This is a genomic window from Pseudideonella sakaiensis (assembly GCF_048320135.1).
GTDB lineage: Bacteria > Pseudomonadota > Gammaproteobacteria > Burkholderiales > Burkholderiaceae_C > Ideonella_A > Ideonella_A sakaiensis_A.
In genome coordinates, this window is record NZ_CP182947.1 from 650,232 (window position 1) to 672,640 (window position 22,409).

The 22,409-nt window shown below is 65.8% G+C and carries 21 protein-coding genes, 1 tRNA gene and 1 riboswitch; of the genes, 16 read left to right on the forward strand and 6 right to left on the reverse strand.

Going from position 1 to position 22,409, the window contains the following annotated elements; translation table 11 throughout:
• Nucleotides 1–19: 19 nt before the first annotated feature.
• The 6 genes from ACNH6H_RS02830 to ACNH6H_RS02855 all read left to right on the forward strand — a co-directional run bounded on the left by ACNH6H_RS02830 (nt 20) and on the right by ACNH6H_RS02855 (nt 5,851).
• A complete protein-coding gene (locus ACNH6H_RS02830) occupies nt 20–1,354 on the forward strand; it encodes an ABC transporter substrate-binding protein (RefSeq protein WP_418315455.1) in 1,335 nt (444 codons plus the stop codon).
• 79 nt (nt 1,355–1,433) lie between these two features.
• A complete protein-coding gene (locus ACNH6H_RS02835) occupies nt 1,434–2,333 on the forward strand; it encodes a carbohydrate ABC transporter permease (RefSeq protein WP_418315457.1) in 900 nt (299 codons plus the stop codon).
• The gene (locus ACNH6H_RS02840) at nt 2,326–3,222 is read left to right on the forward strand and encodes a carbohydrate ABC transporter permease (protein WP_418315459.1); all 897 of its coding nucleotides are present in this window, start codon (nt 2,326–2,328) and stop codon (nt 3,220–3,222) included. Before ACNH6H_RS02835 ends, ACNH6H_RS02840 begins: the two co-directional genes overlap by 8 nt.
• Nucleotides 3,223–3,234: 12 nt before the next feature.
• Nucleotides 3,235–4,116 carry an NAD(P)-dependent oxidoreductase gene (locus ACNH6H_RS02845; RefSeq protein WP_418315461.1) on the forward strand — a complete coding sequence of 294 codons (882 nt, stop codon included), beginning with the start codon at nt 3,235–3,237 and terminating at the stop codon, nt 4,114–4,116.
• Nucleotides 4,113–5,024, forward strand: a complete 912-nt coding sequence (locus tag ACNH6H_RS02850; RefSeq protein WP_418315463.1) for an NAD(P)-dependent oxidoreductase — start codon at nt 4,113–4,115, stop codon at nt 5,022–5,024. Before ACNH6H_RS02845 ends, ACNH6H_RS02850 begins: the two co-directional genes overlap by 4 nt.
• 71 nt (nt 5,025–5,095) lie before the next feature.
• The gene (locus tag ACNH6H_RS02855) at nt 5,096–5,851 is read left to right on the forward strand and encodes a phytanoyl-CoA dioxygenase family protein (RefSeq protein WP_418315464.1); all 756 of its coding nucleotides are present in this window, start codon (nt 5,096–5,098) and stop codon (nt 5,849–5,851) included.
• A gap of 40 nt (nt 5,852–5,891) precedes the next feature.
• On the opposite strand, the gene ACNH6H_RS02860 is transcribed toward ACNH6H_RS02855, so the two are convergent.
• The 3 genes from ACNH6H_RS02860 to ACNH6H_RS02870 are packed head-to-tail and all read right to left on the reverse strand — an operon-like array spanning nt 5,892 to nt 8,099.
• Entirely contained in the window at nt 5,892–6,713 is an 822-nt protein-coding gene (locus ACNH6H_RS02860) for a FadR/GntR family transcriptional regulator (RefSeq protein ID WP_418315466.1), read from the reverse strand.
• A gap of 7 nt (nt 6,714–6,720) precedes the next feature.
• On the reverse strand, nt 6,721–7,104 hold the full coding sequence (locus ACNH6H_RS02865; protein ID WP_418315467.1) for a hypothetical protein: 384 nt from the start codon (nt 7,102–7,104) through the stop codon (nt 6,721–6,723).
• A 23-nt stretch (nt 7,105–7,127) separates the two neighbouring features.
• Nucleotides 7,128–8,099, reverse strand: coding sequence for a 2-hydroxyacid dehydrogenase (locus tag ACNH6H_RS02870; RefSeq protein ID WP_418315469.1), 972 nt, complete (start codon nt 8,097–8,099; stop codon nt 7,128–7,130).
• 130 nt (nt 8,100–8,229) lie between these two features.
• Here ACNH6H_RS02870 and ACNH6H_RS02875 point away from each other — a divergent pair, with 130 nt between their 5' ends.
• The 10 genes from ACNH6H_RS02875 to ACNH6H_RS02920 all read left to right on the forward strand — a co-directional run bounded on the left by ACNH6H_RS02875 (nt 8,230) and on the right by ACNH6H_RS02920 (nt 17,867).
• Nucleotides 8,230–9,966 (forward strand): IlvD/Edd family dehydratase, encoded by a 1,737-nt coding sequence (locus ACNH6H_RS02875; RefSeq protein ID WP_418315471.1) that lies wholly within the window; start codon nt 8,230–8,232, stop codon nt 9,964–9,966.
• Nucleotides 9,967–9,997: 31 nt separating this feature from the next.
• Nucleotides 9,998–10,747 carry an SDR family oxidoreductase gene (locus tag ACNH6H_RS02880; protein ID WP_418315472.1) on the forward strand — a complete coding sequence of 250 codons (750 nt, stop codon included), beginning with the start codon at nt 9,998–10,000 and terminating at the stop codon, nt 10,745–10,747.
• Between the two features lie 37 nt (nt 10,748–10,784).
• Entirely contained in the window at nt 10,785–11,537 is a 753-nt protein-coding gene (locus tag ACNH6H_RS02885) for an SDR family oxidoreductase (protein ID WP_418315474.1), read from the forward strand.
• Between the two features lie 30 nt (nt 11,538–11,567).
• Nucleotides 11,568–12,431, forward strand: coding sequence for a fumarylacetoacetate hydrolase family protein (locus ACNH6H_RS02890; protein WP_418315476.1), 864 nt, complete (start codon nt 11,568–11,570; stop codon nt 12,429–12,431).
• 58 nt (nt 12,432–12,489) lie between these two features.
• Nucleotides 12,490–13,788 carry a tetratricopeptide repeat protein gene (locus ACNH6H_RS02895; RefSeq protein WP_418315477.1) on the forward strand — a complete coding sequence of 433 codons (1,299 nt, stop codon included), beginning with the start codon at nt 12,490–12,492 and terminating at the stop codon, nt 13,786–13,788.
• A gap of 76 nt (nt 13,789–13,864) precedes the next feature.
• Nucleotides 13,865–13,972: riboswitch (TPP riboswitch) on the forward strand.
• Nucleotides 13,973–14,030: 58 nt separating this feature from the next.
• A complete protein-coding gene (locus ACNH6H_RS02900; RefSeq protein WP_418315478.1) occupies nt 14,031–16,211 on the forward strand; it encodes a TonB-dependent siderophore receptor in 2,181 nt (726 codons plus the stop codon).
• Nucleotides 16,212–16,289: 78 nt separating this feature from the next.
• Nucleotides 16,290–16,365: transfer RNA gene (locus ACNH6H_RS02905), tRNA-Asn, on the forward strand.
• A gap of 221 nt (nt 16,366–16,586) precedes the next feature.
• On the forward strand, nt 16,587–16,922 hold the full coding sequence (locus ACNH6H_RS02910; protein WP_418315480.1) for a type II toxin-antitoxin system Phd/YefM family antitoxin: 336 nt from the start codon (nt 16,587–16,589) through the stop codon (nt 16,920–16,922).
• Nucleotides 16,915–17,298 (forward strand): type II toxin-antitoxin system RelE/ParE family toxin, encoded by a 384-nt coding sequence (locus ACNH6H_RS02915; protein ID WP_418315482.1) that lies wholly within the window; start codon nt 16,915–16,917, stop codon nt 17,296–17,298. The genes ACNH6H_RS02910 and ACNH6H_RS02915 overlap by 8 nt, the downstream gene beginning before the upstream one ends.
• Complete coding sequence (locus ACNH6H_RS02920) at nt 17,283–17,867, forward strand: hypothetical protein (RefSeq protein ID WP_418315484.1); 585 nt, start codon at nt 17,283–17,285, stop codon at nt 17,865–17,867. Before ACNH6H_RS02915 ends, ACNH6H_RS02920 begins: the two co-directional genes overlap by 16 nt.
• 212 nt (nt 17,868–18,079) lie before the next feature.
• Here the strand turns inward: ACNH6H_RS02920 and ACNH6H_RS02925 are convergent, their stop codons facing one another.
• From ACNH6H_RS02925 to ACNH6H_RS02935, 3 genes are all read right to left on the reverse strand, one after another.
• A complete protein-coding gene (locus ACNH6H_RS02925; RefSeq protein WP_418315486.1) occupies nt 18,080–18,631 on the reverse strand; it encodes a hypothetical protein in 552 nt (183 codons plus the stop codon).
• A 178-nt stretch (nt 18,632–18,809) separates the two neighbouring features.
• Nucleotides 18,810–20,222: a multicopper oxidase family protein gene (locus ACNH6H_RS02930; protein ID WP_418315488.1), complete on the reverse strand. Its 1,413-nt coding sequence runs from the start codon at nt 20,220–20,222 to the stop codon at nt 18,810–18,812.
• 85 nt (nt 20,223–20,307) lie between these two features.
• Nucleotides 20,308–21,921, reverse strand: coding sequence for a GMC family oxidoreductase (locus ACNH6H_RS02935; RefSeq protein WP_418315489.1), 1,614 nt, complete (start codon nt 21,919–21,921; stop codon nt 20,308–20,310).
• Nucleotides 21,922–22,409: the final 488 nt, after the last annotated feature.

Here is a 22,409-nt window from a genome sequence, read left to right on the forward strand (position 1 = left end):
GCCAAAGGAGACAGAACAAATGACCCAACCCAACTTCACCCGACGTCATGCGTTGAAGACCGGTGCCGCGCTCGCCGGGGCCGGCGCATTTGCCAACCTGACGATGTTTGCGCAGGCCTGGGCACAGACGACGCAGTGGCAGCCCGAAAAAGGCGCGACGCTGACGCTGCTGCGCTGGAAACGTTTCATCCAGTCGGAAGAAGATGCATTCATGGCGCTGGTCGCCGCCTATACGAAGGCGACCGGTGTCGAAGTCAAGGTGCTGAACGAATCGCTCGACGACGTGCAGCCGAAGGCCAGCGTCGCCGCCAATACCGGCCAGGGCCCGGACATCTTCTGGGGGCTTTATTCGCTGCCGCATCTGTTCCCGGACAAGTGCGTCGACGTCACCGATGTGGCCGACTACCTCGGCAAGAAATACGGCGGCTGGGTCGAGAGCGCGCAGATCTACGGCAAGAGCAAGGGCAAGTGGATCGACATTCCGGTGGCCTACAACGGCAATGTCATCAACTACCGGCAAAGCATGATCGAGAAGGCCGGCTTCAAGGAAGTGCCGAAGGACACCGCCGGTTTTCTCGAGCTGATGAAGGCAATGAAGGCGAAGTCGACGCCGGGCGGCTTCGCGCTCGGCCGTGCCTCCGGTGACGGCAATGCCTGGGTGCACTGGGCGCTGTGGTCGCACGGCGGCAACCTGGTCGACAAGAACGACAAGGTCGTGATCAATTCGCCGGAAACGGTGAAGGCGCTCGAATATGTGAAGGAGATGTCGAACCATTTCGTCACCGGCACCGCGTCGTGGAACGACGCCTTCAACAACAAGGCCTTCCTGTCCGGCGAAGTCGGGTTGACCAACAACGGCGTGTCGATCTATGCCGCGGCAAAGGCCGGCGCCGCGAAGGGCGACGCGAAGATGAAGGAGGTGATGGACGACATGAACCACGCGTTGTGGCCGGTCGGCCCGGTCGGAAGGCCGACCGAGTTCCACATCGCCTACCCGATGATGGTGATGAAATACTCGAAGTTTCCGAAGGCTGCAAAAAGCTTCATCGCCTTCACGATGGAGGCCGAGAACTACAACAAGTGGCTCGAAGGCGCGGTCGCCTACCTGACGCACCCGCTGAATGCCTACGATGCCAATCCGGTCTGGTCGTCGGATCCGAAACTGACGCTGGTGCGCGACGTTGCCAAACGCACGCTGACCGCCGGCGGCCAAGGTTCGGTTGGCGAACGGGCGGCAGCGGCGCTGGCAGACTTTGTCGTGCTCGACATGTTTGCCTCGGTCTGCACCGACCGCGCATCGATCAAGGACGCGATCTCGATCGCCGAGCGGCAGGCCACGCGCATCTATCGATGACAGCGGTGCCGACAGCGGCAGCACACGTGGTTGACGTCGGCCAATCCGGGCCGCGTCGCCGCGTCGGCGGAGGCAGCGCATGAGCAAACTCTGGGAGAACCGGAATTTCCTCGGCTTCCTGTTCATGCTGCCGGCGGCGGTCTTCCTGCTCGCCTTTCTGGTCTATCCGCTCGGCCTCGGCATCTGGCTGAGTTTCACCGACGCGAAGATCGGCCGTGCCGGCAGTTTTGTCGGCCTGGAAAACTACATCTGGATCATCGGCGACTTCAAGTTCCAGACCGCCGTCTTCTTCACCCTTTTCTATACGATTGCCGCGAGCATCGCGAAATTCGCGATCGGCCTGTACCTCGCGCTGCTGCTGAACCAGCACCTGCCGTTCAAGGCAATCATCCGCGCCGTCGTGCTGATTCCGTTCATCGTGCCGACGGTGTTGTCGGCGATCGCATTCTGGTGGATCTACGACCCGCAGTTCTCGATCATTTCCTGGAGCCTGCGCCAGCTCGGCTGGATCGACGGCAACATCGATTTTCTCGGCGACGCCTGGAATGCGCGCTGGAGCGTCGTCTTCGCGAATGTCTGGCGCGGCGTGCCGTTCATCGCGATCTCGCTGCTCGCCGGCCTGCAGACGGTGCCGCCATCACTGTACGAGGCGGCGGTGCTCGACGGTGCAAGCCGCTGGCAGATGTTCGTGAAGATCACCTACCCGCTGCTGACGCCGATCATCGCGGTCGTGATGACGTTTTCGGTGCTGTTCACATTCACCGATTTCCAGCTGATCAAGGTGCTGACGAATGGCGGCCCGGCCGGCGCGACCGAACTGATGGCGACGATGAGCTACAACACCGCGATCCTCGGCGGGCGCATCGGCGAAGGCGCGGCGATCTCGACCGCGATGGTGCCGTTCCTGCTGGCCGCGATCATGGTCTCGTGGTTCGGCCTGCAGCGCCGCAAATGGCAGTCCGGAGGCGAACATGACTAACCCGCACGCGGCCGCGACGGCGACCAGCGACCACAGCGAGGGCATGAGTTATCTGTCGACGATCCCGCAACGGGTCGTTCGCGTCTACATGCCGCTCAGCCTGATCGTGATCGTGCTGCTGTTCCCGTTCTACTGGATGGTGATCACCTCGATCAAGCCGAAGGAACACCTGCTCGACCTCGACACCCACAACCCGTTCTGGACGCTGCAGCCGACCTTCGAGCACATCCGTGACCTGCTGTTCAGGACCGAATACCCGCAGTGGCTGTGGAATACGATGTTCGTCGCGGTCTCGTCGACGATCCTGTCGCTGATCGCCAGCGTGTTCGCCGCCTATGCGATCACGCGGATCCGCTACAAGGGCGCGCAGGCGGTCGGCGGCATGATCTTCCTCGCCTACCTGGTGCCGCCGTCGATCCTGTTCATTCCGCTGTCGACGGTCGTTTTCCAGTACGGGTTGTTCGATACGCCGTTCGCGCTGATCCTGACCTATCCGACGATCCTGATCCCGTTCTCGACCTGGCTGCTGATGGGATATTTCAAGACCATCCCGTACGAGCTAGAGGAATGTGCGCTGATCGACGGCGCAAACCGCTGGCAGATCCTGACCAAGATCGTGTTGCCGTTGGCAGTGCCGGGGCTGATCTCGGCAGCGATCTTCTGCCTGACGCTGTGCTGGAACGAGTTCATCTATGCACTGACCTTCATCAACAGCACCGAGAAGAAGACGGTTCCGGTCGCGATCCTGTCCGCATTCACCGATGGCGACCAGTACCGATGGGGATCGCTGATGGCCGGCGCCCTGGTCGGCTCGCTGCCGCTTGTCATCCTTTATGCTTTCTTCGTCGAACACTACGTCTCGGCGATGACGGGGGCGGTCAAGGAATAGGAGGTCAGCGAAATGCGCATCGGTTTTGTCGGTCTGGGAGCAATGGGCGTGCCCATGGCGGTCAATCTGGTCAATGCGGGCCACGACGTGACCGCCTATGACCTCCGCAGCGCGGCAACCGGTCCGGTCATCGATGCCGGCGGTCATGCCGCGACCAGCATCGCCGAGGCAGCCCAGGAAGCCGAGCTGTTCTGGCTGATGGTCGTCTCTGGCGAACAGGCGCAGGCGGTGCTGTTCGACGCCGGCGCGGTTGATGAACTGCCAAAGGGCGCCATCGTGATCGCCGGCTGCACGCAGGCGCCGGCAATGGCGGCGGACACCGCGCGGCGGCTGAAGGAGCGTGGGCTGAAGATGCTCGACGCGCCGGTCTCCGGCGGCACCGCCGGCGCGCGCGCCGCTGCATTGACGATCATGTGTTCCGGCGATGCGGCCGCGCAGGCGAAGGCACAACCGGCGTTCGAGGCGGTCGGCAAGCGCATCTTCGATGTCGGTCCCGACGCCGGCATGGGTTCGACCGCGAAGATGATCAACCAGCTGCTGTGCGGCGTGCACATCGCCGCCGCCGCCGAAGCGATGCATGTGGCCGAACGCGCCGGCGTCTCCCTGCAGACGATGCACGAGATCATCTCGGTGTCGGCCGGCAACAGCTGGATGTGGGGCGATCGCGGGCCGCGGATGATGCAGGACGAGCCACCGGTCACCAGCGCGGTCGACATCTTCGTGAAGGACCTCGGCATCGTGCTCGACCAGGGCAAGGCGATGCGCCAGGGGCTGCCGCTGTCGGCAGCGGCAATGCAGATGTTCCTCGCCGCATCGGGCCTTGGCCACGGCGCCGCCGACGACAGCCAGGTGATCCGTGCCTACCGCGCATTGAACGGTGCGAAAAAACCATGAACGAGCCCGCCCGGCCGACGATCGGCTTCATCGGTGTCGGCCTGATGGGCCGCGGAATGGCAAAAAACATCGTCAGCAAAGGCTGGCCGCTGGTCGTGCTCGGGCATCGCAACCGCGAACCGGTCGAGCATCTGAAATCGCTCGGTGCGACCGAGGTGGGTTCGGCGCGCGAGCTGGCAGAGGCCTGCGACATCGTCCACCTGTGCGTGACCGGCTCGCCGCAGGTCGAGGCGATGGTGCGCGGCGACAACGGCCTGCTCGCCGCCGGAAAAAAGGGCCTGATCATCATCGACTGCTCGACATCGAATCCGGTCTCGACGCTGGCGCTGGCCGACGAGGCGCAACGCGCCGGTGCGCGATACGTCGATGCGCCGCTGTCGCGCACGCCGAAGGAGGCAGAAGCGGGAACGCTCGACACGATGGTCGGCGCCGACGACGAGACCTTCGCGACGATCGAGCCGGTGCTGCGCGCCTGGGCCGGCAATGTGGTCCACCTCGGCCCGGTCGGTCTCGGCCACAAGATGAAGCTGATCAACAACTTCGTCGCGATGGGTTATGCGGCGCTGTATGCCGAGGCGCTGGCGATGGCGCGCAAGGCCGGGCTGTCGATCGAGCAGTTCCATTCGGTGATCGGCTCCGGGCGGATGCGCAACGGCTTCTACGACACCTTCATGAAATGGTCGCTCGAAGGCGATCCGAACGCCCACCTGTTCACGATCAGCAATGCGCACAAGGACATGCGTTATCTGGCGTCGATGGTCGCCGAACTCGGCATCGTCAACCCGCTGCAGGCGCAGGTCCGCAATGGTTTCGCCGCGATGGATGCGGCCGGCCAGGGCGATCGGCATGTGCCGATGCTGGCCGATTTCATTGCCGGAATGAACGGCCTGCCGCCGGCCAGAAGCTGAGCATCGTCCGCTGCCGGCATGTTGGCGGCACGTTTCGCCCCGGCACCTTCAGGCCGGCAAAATGGCCGGCAATGCAACAGGCAAAGCTGCAGTTTCTGCCCGCACTGATTGCAGCGCGATGCTGCGTCGACTGGCAGCGCATCGTCGGCAGCGCCGTTGAATGCCGCCGCGGCCGCAGCGACGATCCCGATTTCTCCCGCAGCAGCTCGTCGGTGCGCCTTCGATCACTGCGAGGACAGACGCCGGGCAGCGATCTCGATGGCCTGGTCGCGCTGCTGTGGCGCGACCCGCTTCGCGCGGTGGTCGAGTCGATGCTCGGCAAACCGGCCGCACTGCTCGCCGACCAGTGCTGGGGCCGTTGCCAATATCCGCCCGACCGCTATCCGCAAGGCCATTCGGCGCACCAGTGGCACCAGGACGGCGCGCTGCATTTCGATTTCAATCCACCCTACCCCGCCGACGCCTTGTTGGTGATGGTGACCTGCTGGATCGCGCTGACGCGCTGCGGCGACGATGCACCTGGACTCGAACTGATGCGCCATCCACTGCCGCGGCTGCTGCCGCCCGAGGAACTCGATGCCGCAAGGATCGCTTCGAGCGTCGCGCCTGAGAATACGGTGCAGCCGCTGTTCGATCTCGGCGACGCGGTCGTCTTCAGCGGCGGCACGCTGCACCGGACGCATGTGAGCTCCGAGATGACCCGTGACCGCTTCAGCCTCGAACTGCGTTTTGTCGCCGCCGATGAAGTGCATCCGCGGCTGCGCGGCGAGCGCATCGTGCCGCTGCCCGCTGAAGGGCGCATCGCGACCCCGACGATGCGGCAATGAGCACGGCTGCGGACGGTTGCCGAACCCGGAGGCCGGTCGTTCAGCGCGAGCCCACCCGTACCGCTTTCGCCGCCCGCTTGCGTGCCGGCTCCGCCGACGCAGACAGCGCGGGCGGCACCGGCAACGGCCTTGCCGGCGCATTCAGCGACGGCAGGCGGCGGCGCGAGGCCAGCACCGCGTCGATATCGGCCGCAGCACCGTCGATCAGCCGCAGGCTGGCCCGCTCGGCCTTCTCCGGCGATCGCTCGATCAGCGCGTCGAGCACCGCGCGGTGCATCGGCAGCGATTCGGCCGCACTCGCCGGCCTGGCGGTCGAGATCTCGAAACTGGTGCGCAGCAACGCGCCGAGCGCCTTGCTCATCAGCACCAGCATGCGGTTGTGGCTCGCGCGCAGCAGCGTCTGGTGGAACAGCAGGTCGCAGGCCACATAGTCGCCGCCCTGCTCGACCGCCTGCGTCATGCCATTCAATGCAGCCTCGAGCGCCGCGATATCGTCCGCCGTCGCGCGTTCCGCGGCGAGCCGCACCGCAGCCGGTTCGACGACGCGGCGCAACTCCTGCAGGTCGCGCAGGAATTCGCGCGTCAAGCCGGCCCGCGTCTGCCAGCCGACGACTTGCGGATCGAACCAGTTCCACTGCGACTCGGGCAACACACGGGTGCCGAGCTTGGGCCCGGTAACCAGCAGCCCCTTCGCAACCAACGACTTGACGACCTCGCGAACGACGGTGCGGCTGACGGCAAAGGCCTCGCACAGCTGCGGCTCCGGCGGCAGCGAACTGCCCACCGGATGGCGGGCGGCAACGATGTCCTCGCCAAGCCGATCGAGCGTCTGCCGGTAGGCATTGAGCGCAGGCTCGGCCATGCCGGTCTCATCCACGCAGAAACAGCGTGACCAGCGGCTCGTCGCCGGCCTGGCGGCTGCAATGGCCGTGCAGTTTGGCGTCGAATGCGGCGCCATCGGGCAATACATCGGCCGAATAGAAATGCTGGCCGGGGCCGAATACCCGCGCGCTGCCGTCCTGCAGGCCGATCTCCATCTGCCCTTGCAGGATGAAAACCCATTGCGGGCTGCCGGTGCAGTGGAACTCGCTGCGAAAACCGACCGGGCTGCGGCGCAGCTGGTAGCCGTCACTCGGCAGCAGCGCCGACAGCCGCGCCTGCGGCTTGCCTTCGTCGAGCGGCACAGTCTCTTCGCGAAAGCGTGCGCGGCCGTCGCTGTCGGTGAACAGGATCACCTTGATAAAGCCGTCCATCTCGCCTCCGTTCGTCGATCCGTTCATCGGCTGGCCGACACGCATTCGGGCACCGGCGTCAGCAACGTCTGGCCGGCAAAAAACGCGCCGAGGTTGGCGCCGGCCAGATCGGCCATTGCCTGCCGCGTGGCACTGGTCGCACTGCCGATGTGCGGCGCCAGCACGACATGCGGCAGCTCACGCAGCCGCTGCGGAACATTCGGTTCATGCTCGAAGACGTCGAGCGCCGCGCCGGCGATCACGCCGCGCTCCAGCGCATCGATCAAGGCCTCCTCATCGACCACCGAACCGCGCGCGACATTGACGAGGATGCCGTCGGCGCCGAGCGCTGCCAGCACCTCGCCATCGATCAGCTTGCGTGTCGCCGCGCCGCCCGGCGTGATGACGACCAGAAAATCGCTCGCCGCCGCCAGCGCCGCCGGCCGGTCAAAAAATGCGTAGGGCAACTGCGGCTTCTCGCTGCGCGCGGTGTACGCGACGCTCATGCCGAAGGCGAGCGCCCGGTGCGCAATCGCCTGGCCGATGCGCCCCATGCCGAGCAGTCCGAGCCGCGCACCGGACATCTTGCGTGCCAATGCCATCGGTCCCTTCTCCGCCCAGGCGCCGCTGCGCACATGGCGATCGGCGGCCGGCAACTGGCGCGCCGCGCACAACATCAAGCCGATCGCGAGATCCGCGACATCGTCGTTCAGCACATTCGGCGTGTGCGTGACCATCACGCCGCGCGACTTCGCGGCATCCACATCGACGCCGTCATAACCGACACCCATCACCGCGATGATCTCGAGTGCAGGCAGCGCCTCGATCAATTCGGCGGGCACCCGCGATTCGCCGCTCGCAGCGATCGCGCGGATCTGCGGCGCGATGCGCAAGAAGGCTTCCGGATCGGTTTCGTGCAGCCGGTCGAGGACCTGATAACGGTCCTGCAGCAAACCCATGTAGAACGGCGACAGCCGGGTCACGGCGAGCACCGGCTCGCGCTTCTGATCGGTCAAATTCGGCTCCTGTGCAGGCAGCCATCGCCCACGCTGATGCGGCCCAGGGATTTCACGGCTGCGGCTTCAATCGTCATACCATATTATCGTCACGCCCTCGACAGCCGACCACCGGGAAAGCCAGCACACCATGAGCGACCAGCCGAGAAAAAAGCCGGAGCAACTGCGCAGCCAGCAATGGTTCGGCCGCCAGGACCGCGACGGCTTTGCCTACCGCAGCTGGGTCAAGGGCAAGGGTGTGCCACACGACCAGTTCGACGGCCGGCCGGTGATCGGCATCTGCAATACCTTCAGCGAGCTGACGCCGTGCAACAGCCATTTCCGCACATTGGCTGAGCAGGTCAAGATCGGCGTCTATGAAGCGGGCGGCTTTCCGCTCGAGTTTCCGGTGATGTCGCTCGGCGAGACGCTGCTGCGGCCGACCGCGATGCTGTACCGCAACCTCGCGAGCATGGACGTCGAGGAAAGCATACGCGGCAATCCGATCGACGGCGTGGTGTTGCTGATGGGTTGCGACAAGACGACGCCGAGCCTGCTGATGGGCGCATCGAGCGTCGACCTGCCGACGATCGGCGTCTCCGGCGGACCGATGCTGAACGGCAAGTGGCGCGGCCAGGAACTCGGCTCCGGCACCGGCCTGTGGAGCATGAGCGAGCAGGTGCGCGCCGGCACGCTGAAGCTGGCCGACTTCTTCGAGGCCGAAAGCTGCATGCACCGCAGCCATGGCCATTGCATGACGATGGGCACCGCGAGCACGATGGCGTCGATGGTCGAGGCGCTCGGCGTCGGCCTGCCGGGCAATGCGGCGTTTCCGGCCGTCGACGGCCGGCGCAACGTGATCGCGCGCAATGCCGGCCGGCGCATCGTCGAGATGGTGCATGCCGACCAGAAACTGTCGTCGATCCTGACCCGCCAGGCGTTCGAGAATGCGATCCGCACACTGGCGGCGATCGGTGGCAGCACCAATGCGGTGATCCACCTGATCGCGATCGCCGGACGCATCGGCGTGCCGTTGTCGATCGACGATTTCGACAAGCTGGCCAGCGAAATGCCGTGCCTGCTGAACCTGCAGCCAAGCGGCGAGCACCTGATGGAGGACTTCTGCTACGCAGGCGGCCTGCCGGCAGTGATGAAGGAAATCGCCAGCCTGTTGCACACCGATGCGGTGACGGCGAACGGCCGCACCGTCGGTGAGAACATCGCCGATGCGCAGAATTTCGACCCGCGCGTGATCAAGACGATGGCCGAGCCGTTCAAGGAGAAGGCCGGCATCGCGGTGCTGCGCGGCAACCTGGCGCCGATCGGCGCGGTGATCAAGCCGAGCGCGGCGACGCCGGCACTGATGAAACATACCGGCCGCGCGGTGGTGTTCGAGAACAGCGACGATTTCCACGCCCGCATCGACGACGAATCGCTCGACGTCGACGAACACTGCGTGCTGGTGCTGAAGAACTGCGGGCCGAAGGGTTATCCGGGCATGGCCGAAGTCGGCAACATGCCGTTGCCTCCGAAGGTGCTGAGAAAAGGCATCACCGACATGGTCCGCATCAGCGATGCGCGGATGAGCGGCACCGCCTACGGCACCGTCGTGCTGCACACCGCGCCAGAAGCGGCCGCCGGCGGCCCGCTCGCGCTGGTGAAGAACGGCGACCAGATCACGCTCGACGTCGCCGCGCGCAAGCTGCACCTGCATGTCGACGATGCCGAACTCGAGCGTCGGCGCGCCGCCTGGCAGCCGCCGGAGCCGGCGATGCAAAGCGGTTATTGGAAGCTCTACATCGACCACGTGCTGCAGGCCGACCAAGGCGCCGACCTCGACTTCCTGCGCGGCTGCCGCGGTTCGCAGGTGCCGAAGGACAATCACTGATCTGGAACAGCCAAACACTGGAGGACATCTGATGAACAAGGTCGCAATCGTCACCGGCGCCGGCAGCGGCATCGGCCGTGCCTGTGCGCTCGGGCTGCTCGGCGAGGGATGGCAGGTCGGCCTGATCGGCCGCCGCGCCGACGCGCTGCAGGCCACTGCCGAGGCCGCCGGCGACGCGCAGGCCAATGCGTTGCCGGTGCCATGCAATGTCGCCGATGACGGTGAAGTCGCGGCCGCCTTCGCAAAGGTGGTCGGCAAATTCGGCCGGCTCGACCTGCTGTTCAACAATGCCGGCGGCGGCCTGCAGGCGAAGACGCCCGACGAGGTCGGCGCCGAGGAATGGCGGCAGATCGTCGACGTCAACCTGAACGGCGCGTTCTACTGCCTGTCGCAGGCCTTCAAGCAGATGCGCCATCAGCAGCCGATGGGCGGGCGCATCATCAACAACGGCAGCATCTCGGCCTATGCACCGCGGCCCGGCTCGATCGCCTATACCGCGACCAAACATGCGGTCAGCGGCCTGACGAAGACCGCATCACTCGACGGCCGGCCATACGACATCGCGGTCGGCCAGATCGACATCGGCAATGCCGCAAGCGAGATGACCGCACGGATGGTCAACGGCGTGATGCAGGCCGACGGCGTGGTGCGCCCGGAGCCGCGGATGGACCTGCAGGCGGTGGTCGACACCTTGCTGACGATGGCGCGGATGCCGCTCGACGCGAACATCCTGTTCACGACGGTGATGGCGACCAAGATGCCGTTTGTAGGCCGCGGCTGAGCGGCTGCGCCGATACGCCAACCCACAGGAGCAACCGATGACCGACCGACTGCTCGGCAAGACCGCCTTCGTCACCGCTGCCGGCCAGGGCATTGGCCGGGCAACCGCGCTGGCGATGGCCCGCGAAGGCGCGCACGTGATCGCGAGCGACATCAATCCGGCGCTGCTCGAGAAGCTGGCCGCCGAAAGCAGCTGCAAGACCCATCAGCTCGACGTCACCGACGCCGCCGCGGTGAAGGCCGCGGCCGCATTCGGCCCGCTCGACATCCTGTTCAATGCCGCCGGCTACGTGCACCACGGCACCGTGCTCGACTGCACGCAGGAACAGTGGGACCAGGCATTCGACCTGAACGTGCGCTCGATGTATTACACGATCCAGGCTTTCCTGCCCGGCATGCTCGAACGCGGCGGCGGCTCGATCATCAATATCGCCTCCGGCGCCAGCAGCCTGAAGGCAGCGGCGAATCGATTCGTCTATGGCTCGACCAAGGCTGCGGTGATCGGCCTGACCAAATCGGTCGCGCTCGATTTCATCACCAAGGGCGTGCGCTGCAATGCGATCTGCCCGGGAACGATCGAATCGCCGTCGCTGCGCGATCGCATCGCGGCGCTCGCCAAGAGCAGCGGCAAGACGCTGCAACAGGTCGAGGCGATGTTCATCGAGCGCCAGCCGATGGGACGACTCGGCAGCGCAGACGAGATTGCCGCAATGGCGGTTTATCTGGCCAGCGACGAATCGAAATTCACGACCGGCACGACGATGGTGATCGACGGCGGCTGGACGCTCTGAACCCAAACCAACAACAACCAGGAAACAACAATGAAACTGCTGCGCCACGGCCCGCGGGGCCACGAAAAACCGGGCATCCTCGACAGCAAGGGCAAGGTCCGCGACCTGAGCGCGCTGATCACCGATATCACGCCGGCGACGCTGTCGCCCGAGGGACTCGCCGCGCTGCGTGCGCTCGACCTGAACAAGCTGCCGATCGTCGAACAAGGCACGCTCGGCGTGCCGTGGACCGGGATGACCAAGTTCATCGCGATCGGCCTGAACTATGCCGACCATGCGGCCGAATCGAACATGCCGATTCCGAAGGAGCCGATCGTTTTCACGAAGACGCTCGAATGCGCGGTCGGCGCGAACCACGACGTGGTGCTGCCGAAGGGCTCGAAAAAGGCCGACTGGGAGGTCGAGCTCGGCGTCGTGATCGGCAGCCGCGCGCGCTACGTGTCGGTCGAAGATGCACCCAAATTCATCGCCGGTTATTGCGTCGTCAACGATGTATCGGAGCGTGAATACCAGCTCGAGCGCGGCAGCCAGTGGGACAAGGGCAAGGGGTGCGACACCTTCGGCCCGATCGGCCCGTGGCTGGTCACCGCAGACGAGGTCGGCGATCCGCAGAAGCTGAAGATGTGGCTGGAGCTCAACGGCAAGCGCTACCAGAACGGCAGCACGAAGACGATGATCTTTAGCGCCGCGCAGATCGTCAGCTACCTGAGCGAATTCATGACGCTGAACCCCGGCGACCTGATCACCACCGGCACGCCGCCGGGCGTCGGCATGGGCGTCAAGCCGAAGCCGGTCTTCCTGAAACCCGGCGACGTGATGAAGCTCGGCATCGAGAAACTCGGCGAGCAGCAGCAGGCGGTCTACGCCTGGAACCAGAAGCGGATCGACGCCTGAGTGCCGAGCTTGTGGCATCCTCGTTCTGCCGCCCAGCGGCAGATGCGAGGGGGGACAGATGGAGATCTCGAACGAACTGCAGACCGCGATCGATCACCACCGCCATGGCCGTATCGATCGCGCCCGCGAAGGCTACGACGCGGTGCTCACCGCCGAGCCGGACAATGTGCATGCGCTGAGCGTCTCGGCGATCCTGCTGAGCCAGCTCGGCGACGACAACACCGCCATCAAGCGGCTGCAGCGCGCGATCGAACTCGAGCCGCGCAATGCGTCGCTGCACAACAACCTCGGCAATATCTTCCGCCGCCGTGACCGCGAAGAAGAAGCCTTCGAGGCCTACCGCACAGCGATCCTCGCCGATCCTCAACACGTCGACAGCATCTGCAATCTCGCGGTGATGGTCCGCGCACGCGGCGCGATCGACGATGCGCTGGCGATTTTCGGTCAGGCGCTCGCCGTCGACCCCGATCACGTCGAAAGCAACCACAACCTCGGCGTCACGCTGTCGCTGCTCGGCCGCAACGAGGAGGCGGCCGACTGCTTCGAGCGCTGCTACAGCGGCGGCCGGTTGCCGGTGGTCGATCCGAGCTGGCATGCACAGACGCTCGACCACCTCGGTCGCCATCAGCGCGCGGTCGAGATCCTCGAGGCCCATGCCGCCGCGCGACCCGACGACGCGGTCGCCAAACACTACCTCGCGGCAATCCGTGGCGAACGATTGCAGCGCGCGTCGAACGCTTATGTGCGCGAGCATTTCGACGTCTTTGCGCAGAATTTCGACGAGGTGCTGGCACGGTTGAAATACAAGGGCCCGGAAATCGTCGCCGGCATCGTCAACGAGATGTGCGAGCGCGGACCGGCCGGCATGCTCTACGACCTCGGTTGCGGCACCGGCCTGCTCGGCCCGCGGATCCGCCAATCGGCGAAGGTGCTGATCGGCGTCGACCTGTCGCCGCGCATGCTCGAGCGGGCTGGCCGCCGCAAGGTCTACGATGAACTGATCGTCTGCGAGATCACCGACGCGCTGACGCAGATCCCGCAGCACAGTGTCGACATGGCGGTGGCCGTCGATACGCTGATCTATTTCGGCGACCTGGCGCCGATCTTTGCCGGCCTGCACCGTTCGCTGAAAACCGGCGGCGCTTTCATCGCGACCGTCGAAAGCCATGCCGATGACGATCCGGCCGGCGGCAGCAAGATCCTGCCATCGGGCCGCTTCAGCCACAGCGCGGCCTACATCCGCGAGACCGCCGCTGCAAACGGCCTGAAGCCACACGCGCTGCTGCCGATCGAGCTGCGCCTGGAGCACGGCGAGCCGGTCACCGGCCTCGTCTTCATGCTCGAAAACCTCGCCTGAGTCACTGGCTCCGGATGGCGGGCCGGCCGCCGATCCGAGATCGCGCACAATAGCGCCTTGCATCCGGCCTCGCCGGATGTTTCGCTGGGGGTGTTGGTGCGGCGTTGGACGACGCACCGACTGAGAAAGTCCCTTTGAACCTGATTGAGGTAATCCTCGCGCAGGGAAGCAGTTCCAGCGCCATCCGAGAGCCATCCCGGGCGAGCGCAGGCCAGCCGACCTGCCGCCATCCGGAAGTTCCGATGCCCTGCCCGACCCACCACGCTTTCCGCACCACTGCGATCTCTGCCGCCGCCTGCCTGCTGCTCGGCAGCGCGTTTGCACAGACCGCCACCCCGACGACCCGGCTTGAAACCGTCACGATCACCAGCCGCAACGAGCCGCTGCCGGCAGTCGGCGGCTGGAACCTGCCGCTTGGCCAGCTGCCGTTCCAGGCCGGCATCGTCAGCGCCGAGACCTTGCGCGACATCGGCGCAACGCGGCTGTCGGACATCACGCGCGTCGACCCCGCGGTCAGCGATGCCTACAACACCGAGGGCTACTGGGACTATCTGACGCTGCGCGGCTTCGTGATCGACAACCGCTTCAACTACCGGCGCGACGGCCTGCCGATCAATGCCGAGACGTCGATCCCGCTCGGCAACAAGGAGCGGGTCGAGGTGCTGAAAGGCACCAGCGGCCTGCAGGCCGGCACCAGCGCACCCGGCGGGCTGGTCAACCTGGTCGTCAAGCGGCCACTCGACCTGCCGCTGCGCAGCGTGGAGCTCGGCTGGCGCGAGAAGGGATCAGTTCGTGGCGCGGTCGATATCAGCCAGCGTTTCGGCAATGAGCAGGTTTTCGGCCTGCGCGTCAACGCAGTCGCCGAAAAGCTCGACCCACAGGTGCGCAATGCGAGTGGCGAGAAACACCTGCTCGCATTGGCCGGCGACTGGCGCATCGGCAGCGGCACGCTGATCGAGGCCGAGATCGAGCACAGCCGGCAAAGCCAGCCCAGCGTGCCGGCCTTCAGCATGCTCGGCAATGCCGTGCCGGCGCCGGTCGACCCGCGCATCAATCTGAACAACCAGCCGTGGTCGCTGCCGGTCGTGCTGGCCGGCAATACCGGCTCGCTGCGGCTGACGCAGCGGCTTACCGACAACTGGCGCGCAACCGCGCACCTGGCCAGCCAGCAACTGCGCTCCGACGATCGCATCGCCTTTCCGTTCGGCTGCTTCGACGCCGCAACCGGAACCTACTACGGCGACCGATACTGCCCGAACGGCGACTTCGATCTGTATGACTTTCGCAGCGACAACGAGCGCCGGCGCAGCGATTCGCTCGAGCTGGCAGTCCACGGCAAGCTGCAGACCGGTGCGGTGACGCACCAATTGTCGGCCGGCGCGCTGCGCAACGTGGTGCGCCACCGCTTCGAGAAACTGGCATTCAACCCGGTCGGCACCGGCAACGTGAACGGCCGCGTGACGACGCCCGCCGATCCGAGCTTGACCTCGGACAACACCAACCGCGACGAGTCATCGACCGAACTGTTTGTCCGCGACTCAATCGCCCTGACACCGCGCCTGACCGCCTGGCTCGGCGCCCGCCACAGCCGCATCGAGCGCAGCAGCATCCGCACCGATGGCAGCGAGGCGCTGAGCTATCGCCAGTCGTTCACGACACCGTGGCTCGCCGCCAGCTATTCGATCTCTCAGGGAACGATGGTCTACGCCAGCCATGGCCACGGCATCGAAAGCGATGCAGTGGCGAACCGTGCGCGTTATACGAACCGCGGACAGGCGCTGCCGGCACTGCGCAGCCGGCAGACCGAGGTCGGCATCAAGGGCAGCAACAACGGCAACGGTGCGGGCAGCGGGCTCAGCTGGGGCATTGCGGCATTCGACATCAGCCGCCCCGCCTACGGCGATTTCGGTGTCGACTGCTTCAGCGACGCAGTTCCCGGCACCTGCACCCGGCGCAGCGACGGCGACGCGGTGCACCGCGGCATCGAGCTCGAGGCCGGCTGGCACGGCGGGCCATGGATGGTCCAGGCCTCAGCTCAATGGCTGCATGCGCGGCGCCACGGCAGCGCCGATCCGTCGGTCAACGGCAAACGCCCGACCAATGTGCCGGCAGCGACGCTGAAGCTGCTGGCCCGTTATGACGTCGCCGCGATTCCGGGGCTGTCGATCGACGGCGGCCTGGTCGCCGAGTCGGACCGCATGGTGCTGCCGGACAACAGTGCGCGCATCGCGGGCCACGGCCGCATCGATGCCGGCCTGCGTTTCGTGCAGACAACACCGAATGCCCGACTGCTGTGGCGTGCCGGCGTCGACAACCTGTTCGACCGCCGCGCCTGGCGCGAATCGCCCTACCAGTTCAGTCACGCCTACCTGTTCCCGATGGCGCCACGCACCTTCCGCGTCTCGGTCGAGGCGCTGCTGTGACCGCCGGAAGCGAAATTTCGACATTTCGACACCGACTTCTCTGAGGGCCTCAGAACCCTGTATATAATGCGAGGCTGTTCCTCGATAGCTCAGTCGGTAGAGCGCCGGACTGTTAATCCGTAGGTCCCTGGTTCGAGCCCAGGTCGGGGAGCCATTAAACACCAAAGCCAGCAGGTTAGCGCCTGCTGGCTTTTTTGTTTTCTGGGTGGAGCTGGTGCCAGTCTGGGGGATGATGATTCCGACAACTGTGAATGTGAACAGCCAGTCGGCGCTCCCACACAGTGATGACACGCGGAGGTGCTGCAAGACAGCGACCGAAGCACCTGATTCAAGTAGACTGCACAGAATCCTGTCACCCACCCCAAGGAGCGAGCGATGGGCATCTCTGCCAGCGACGTGGTGCCATTCACCCAAGCGCGAGCCAACCTGTCGGAACTGGCAGACCAGGCCAAGGCTGGCGCCGAGAAGATCATCACCAAGAACGGCGAGAGCTATGTCGCGCTCATCGATGCAGCTCGACTCGACTATTACCACCGCCTGGAGCGCGAACGCATCCACCTGCTGCTGATCGACGATGCCAAGCGCGGCCTTGCCGACATCGAGGCCGGCCGAACCTTCGAGGCAGACAGGTCCATCGATCAACTTCAGCAACGCCGCAAAGCAGCAGCGAAAGCTTCTTCAAAAGCCAAGCCCGCCAACAAGCGTGGCTGACAAGCTCTACCGGGTCGAACTGACCGCGAGTTTCCTCGAACGCCTGGAGGCCATCGAGGCGTTCCTGATCGAAGCGGATGCGGGCTCAGCTTTCGATGATCTGCTCGCTGAGCTGCGCGGAACGGTGATCCCCAATCTGCGTCGGTTTCCGCGCATCGGCAGGCGCTACCTCGACAAGCCACCGCAATCTGCGGAGGCGCTGGAACAGCTTGCCGCGCTGCCGGCCGGTGCCGCGGATGCACTGCGCGAATACCTGCATGGCGACTACCTGTTGCTCTATGCGGACATGAAGGCCGACTCGACTGTGTATCTGTTGTCGATACGTCACCACCGGCAGCTTTCATTTGACTTTGCGCGCTTGTGGCCGAGTGGCTGAGCAACGGCAATCGAGACACTCCAGCCAAATCCGGCAGTACTACTAAAGGCCTGCCGGAGCGCGAGGCCACCTGGGTCCGCCGACTGTTCGAGAAGGCCGTCGGCGGCTCCTACGCCGTAGTGCTGCAGCCGCAGGGATGGCGCGTGCGGTGCGGCGGTACGCTAGGCTGGCAGGTCGACCAGAAGACGTCTGGCATCGACCAGATCTTGCCGACGATGCGAACCGACGTCGTCCCGGACCACGCTCCCTCGGGGCGGCGGATCGTCATCGACACCAAGTTCACATCGATTGTCACCGGCGGCTGGTATCGAGAGGAGACATTGCGAAGCGGATACGTCTACCAGATCTACGCCTATCTGCGATCACAGGTCGGACGCGGCGATCCGCTTGCAGATTGCGCCAGCGGCCTGTTGCTTCACCCTTCCGTGGGCGATGCCGTTGATGAGATGGTGATCATCCAGGGGCATGGGGTCCGATTTGCAACGGTGGATTTGGCAGCATCATCCAGAGAGATTCGAACGCAATTGTTGCGACTCTGCCAGGCACCGCTATTCCCTGTCCTTACATAAGTACGGATCTCACCCGAGGATCTTGTTTTTGGGGCGGCGATCGGAGAACCGGCTCGCGCTTCATCCATCCGCCGCATCCCACATCAATGCCAACGCCAGCAGCGCCTGCATGCTGGCCTGCCGTAACAGTGAGTCGTCCTTCGGCAGATAAAACCGCGGCCTGCGGCTGTCCGCGACGTCAACGGCAGCCAGCGCCCGCCCGCCGTCCTCGATCAGATACCCGATCGGCTGTGGAAGCTCGATGAGCGTGCCTTGGCCTTGTGCACCGAGCGCACGCTCAGCGTGCGTCCGCCGGCAACGAGGCGGCCACGGCGCTCGATCTTCAGCGTGCCGACCAGCGGCCGCGATTCCTGCAACTCGAGTCGCGTGCCGGACGGCGCAAATTCGCATTGCAGTGTCAGCGGCTTCGGTGCCCATTCGACGATGCCGATCGACATCGTGCGTCGGCTGACCGAACAGTTCGCGGTGGTCGTTTCGCCGCCGGCTGCGATCAGCGAATAACGAAGGGCTGCGCGGTTGGCGATGCTGAAATCGTCGAACAGCGCGAGGCGGCTTGCCGAGCGTTCGTATGTCACTGTCTGGCCGAGCAGTTCCGCGCTGCCGTGCCGGCCGGAATCGAGGCCGCGGAGCTCGATGACCTCACTGCGACTGGACAACTCGTCGGGCAGCTGCATCCGGGCCGGCTCGATCGCCGCACAGCCGGCGGTGATCGCGGCAATCGTCAGCAGCGCGGCGATGCGCCGCAGCAGTCGGAGACATTCCATCTTGCACCGCGGAACGGTTGGCCGCGTGTTGGTGGCGAAGCCGCGATGCTCATTGCCCTCTGTTGCCGTCGCGTTGCAATGGAAGCCGGTCCGGTTTCAGTTGTAGCCATCGGGCCCCCTATGCCAGCGCTCGCCGCAAATCCTCATCGATCAACGCCACCCCGCCCGCGAAGACGACTCACTCAACCGTGAACACGCCCCCCATGCCGCCCGCATGGTGCTCGAGCACATGGCAGTGGATCAGCCAGCGTCCGGGGTTGTCGGCGACAAAGGCCAGTTCGAGCTGGTCGCGCGGCGCCATCAGCACCGTATCGCGCCATGGTGGATCGGCGAGCGGCTGGCCATTGCGCGACAGCACCTGTACATGGTGGCCGTGCAGGTGGATCGGATGCCACCAGCGGGTCCGGTTGTCGAGCACAAGGCGCACGCTGCGCCCGGCGGGTACTGAAAACAACGGCGCGTGGCCGTCGTGCCGGCCCATGTGCGCGTGGCCGTTGACGGTCCATACCGGATCGGCCTCGCGGCTGCCGCCGAGTCTGCGCAGACGGCGCGCGACACGCTCTGTCCACGGGTCGTCCGGCCAGCCCCCCATGCCCATCATGCCGCCACCAAAGACCAGCGTGTGTTCCGCCGCGGCGTCGAGTTTCGGCGCAGGCAGCGGCGGCGCGGCGGCTGGCCGTGGCGCAGGCCGGGCCGCGGTGCGTTGGCCATCGCGGCCAGCCACCGCCACCGTGCCGACGAGGCGTTCGCCGCGGCCGAAACTGTCGACGAGCACGTGGCGACCTGTGGCGTCGGCATCGATGACGATGTCGGCGCGCATGCCTGGGCCGAGCAGCAGTTGGCCCTCCCACGGCACCGCGTGATCGGCCGGCACACCGTCGCGCGCGATCATCCAGCCGCGCAGGCCGCGCAATTCGAGCGCGAAGATGCGTGCATTGGCGGCATTGATCAGCCGCAGCCTGATCCGCTGGCCCGCCTGCAGGTCCAGCACATGGTCGGTCGCGCCATTGACGGTCAGCCGCTGGCCGATCCGGCCGGCATGCGAGACGTCCATGAAGCCGTAGAAATCGTCGTCGATCCGTCCGCTGGCGTCGAGCCGCCAATCGTCGAGTAGCCAGACCTGATCCTCGTCGACCGGCGGCGCCGCATCGTCGTCGACGATCAGCGCGCCGGCCAGGCCGCGCTCGACCTGCTCCGGCGTGCCCAGGTGCGGGTGGTACCAGTAGGTGCCGGCATCGGGCAGCGCGAAGCGGTAGCGGAAACGCTGGCCCGGCGCGACCGGTGGCTGCGTCAGGTGCGGCACGCCGTCCATCGCATTCGGCAGCCGGATGCCGTGCCAGTGCACCGTCGTCGGATCGGGCAAGGCATTGTCGAGTTCGATGTCGAGCACCTCGCCGCGGCGGAAGCGCAGCACCGGCCCCGGCACTTGGCCGTCGTATGCCCAGACCGGCAGCGCCGGCTGGCCGGCGGCCGCCACGTTCGCCGGCGCAGCCCGCAACGGCCGTGGCAGCGGCGCGGCAGCGCGTGCAGCAGCCGCCGCCAGCGGCGCCAGCGCCGTGGCGAGCAGCAGTTCCCTGCGTCCGATGGGCATCGATCCAGTCACCAGCCGATCGTCGCACAACACACCCCCGCGAACGCGAGCCGCCGCGGGTGCGGCCACGACACCGGCGCACGCGTCAAGCCCGCCGCAGATCCTCGTCGATCATCGCGGCCGCCTTGTCGCCAATCATGATCGCCGGTGCATTGGTATTGCCCGAGGTCACCCGCGGCATGATCGATGCGTCGGCAACGCGCAGACCTTCGACACCGCGCACGCGCAGCCTGGCGTCGACCACCGCGAGCGGGTCGCTGCCCATCCGGCACGAGCCGGCCGGGTGGTACATCGAATTGGCCGTCTCGCGCATGTAGGCGATCAGCTCCTCGTCGCTCGCCTTGTCGTCGCCCGGCATCACCTCGCGCTCGAAATGCGCGGCAAACGGTTCGGTTCGGAAGATGCGGCGGATCAGCCGCAGGCCGACCAGCATCGGCGCGATGTCGCGTTCGTCGGTCAGGAAGTTCGCGACCATCCGCGGCGCCTGCGCCGGGTCGGCCGAGGCGAGCCTCAGTTCACCGGTCGAGAACGGCTGCAGCAGTCCGCACGACGCGGTGACCGCCGGGTAGGTGTCGGCCCGGTACATGCCGCCGGCGCCGAGCATGCTGAACGGCCGCATCTGGATCTGCAGGTCGATGCGCTCGCCGTTGACATGCGAGCGGGCAAACAGGCCGACCTGCGCCGCCGCCGAGTTCAGCAGGCCGCGCCTGCTGACGATGTAGCGCAGCACGTCCGGAATCATCCGCACGTCGCGCGAGATCTTGTGGTTGATCGAGAACGACGGCTCGACACCGGCCAGGTAATGCACGTAGACATGGTCGTGCAGGTTGCGGCCGACGCCTGGCGCATCGAGCACCGGCTTGATGCCGTGGCTGCGCAGCTGGTCGGCCGGCCCGATACCCGACAGCATCAGGATCTGCGGGCTGTTGATCGCGCCGCCGGAAACCACGACCTCGCGCGCATTGACTTCGCGCGTTTCGCCGTCGACGCGGAAGCGCACACCGGTGACGCGGCGGCCCTCGAACAGCACCCGCTCGACCAGTGCGCCCGCCTGCACCTGCAGGTTCGGCCGCTTGCGCACCGGCTCGAGAAAGACGCGGGATGTCGATGCGCGCACACCATCACCGACCATCAGCTCGACATAACCGACACCCTCCTGCGTCGGCCCGTTGAAATCATCGTTGAACGGGATGCCCAGTTTGCGCGCAGCCTGCACGAAGGCCTGCGATGCCGGGTGCGGCTCCTCGACCGGCGACACGCGCAATTCGCCGCTGCCGCCGTGCAGTCCGGATTCGCCGCGGTGATGCCCCTCGGTGCGCTTGAAATGCGGCAGCACGTCGTCCCAGCCCCAGCCGGGATTGCCGGCATCGCGCCAGGCGTCGAAATCCTCGCGCGTGCCGCGCATGTAGACATGGCCGTTGATGCAGCTGGTGCCACCGACCAGCTTGCCGCGCGGCCAGGCCAGGCGCCGGCCGTTCAGTCCCGGCTCGGGCTCGGACTGGTAGCCCCAGCTGATCTTCGGATCGGCGACGACGCGCGGCACGCCGGCCGGCACCTTGGTCCAGATGTTGTTGTGGTCGATGCCGGCCTCGAGCAGCAGCACCCGGCGCTTCGGGTCCGCCGACAGCCGGTTTGCCAGCACGCAGCCGGCCGAACCGGCACCAACGATGACGATGTCGTACGAAGTGGACGAAGCCATGGAACGCCTTCTGCAGGTTCGGTCGATCGGGTCGCCGGATGCTACCGGCGCACCGCGCCAGCATGTGCCGCCGAGGTGACAGCGGCAGCGAATCGGTGAAATGTAGGAGCGCGTCCGACGCCACGCAAACGAATTAATCTTTTCGATCGTGAAGTCAGGCCGGACAGTCTGCGAGCAACGGCCGGATTGCTGCGGACGCCCCGCTGCCGATGCGCTGCAGTGGCCGCAAACGACCCCCGGGGAAACCACGATCCGGCAGCCACGCGACCAAACCCGGCTCCAGGGAGAGCCGTTCCACTGTCCATCCATTCTTCAGAATTGACGCGATAAGTTTGATTGTCGGCTCAAGCCCGCTTGCATAGAGTCGCGCTCAGCGAGTGGCAGGCACGAGAACAAGAGGTCCGACAAGGACCGCACTGCCCGACTGGTTTCGATGCGGATGGAAGGCCGGCGAAGAGTTTTTCTGCGCTGCGCTCGAAGTCCTTTCA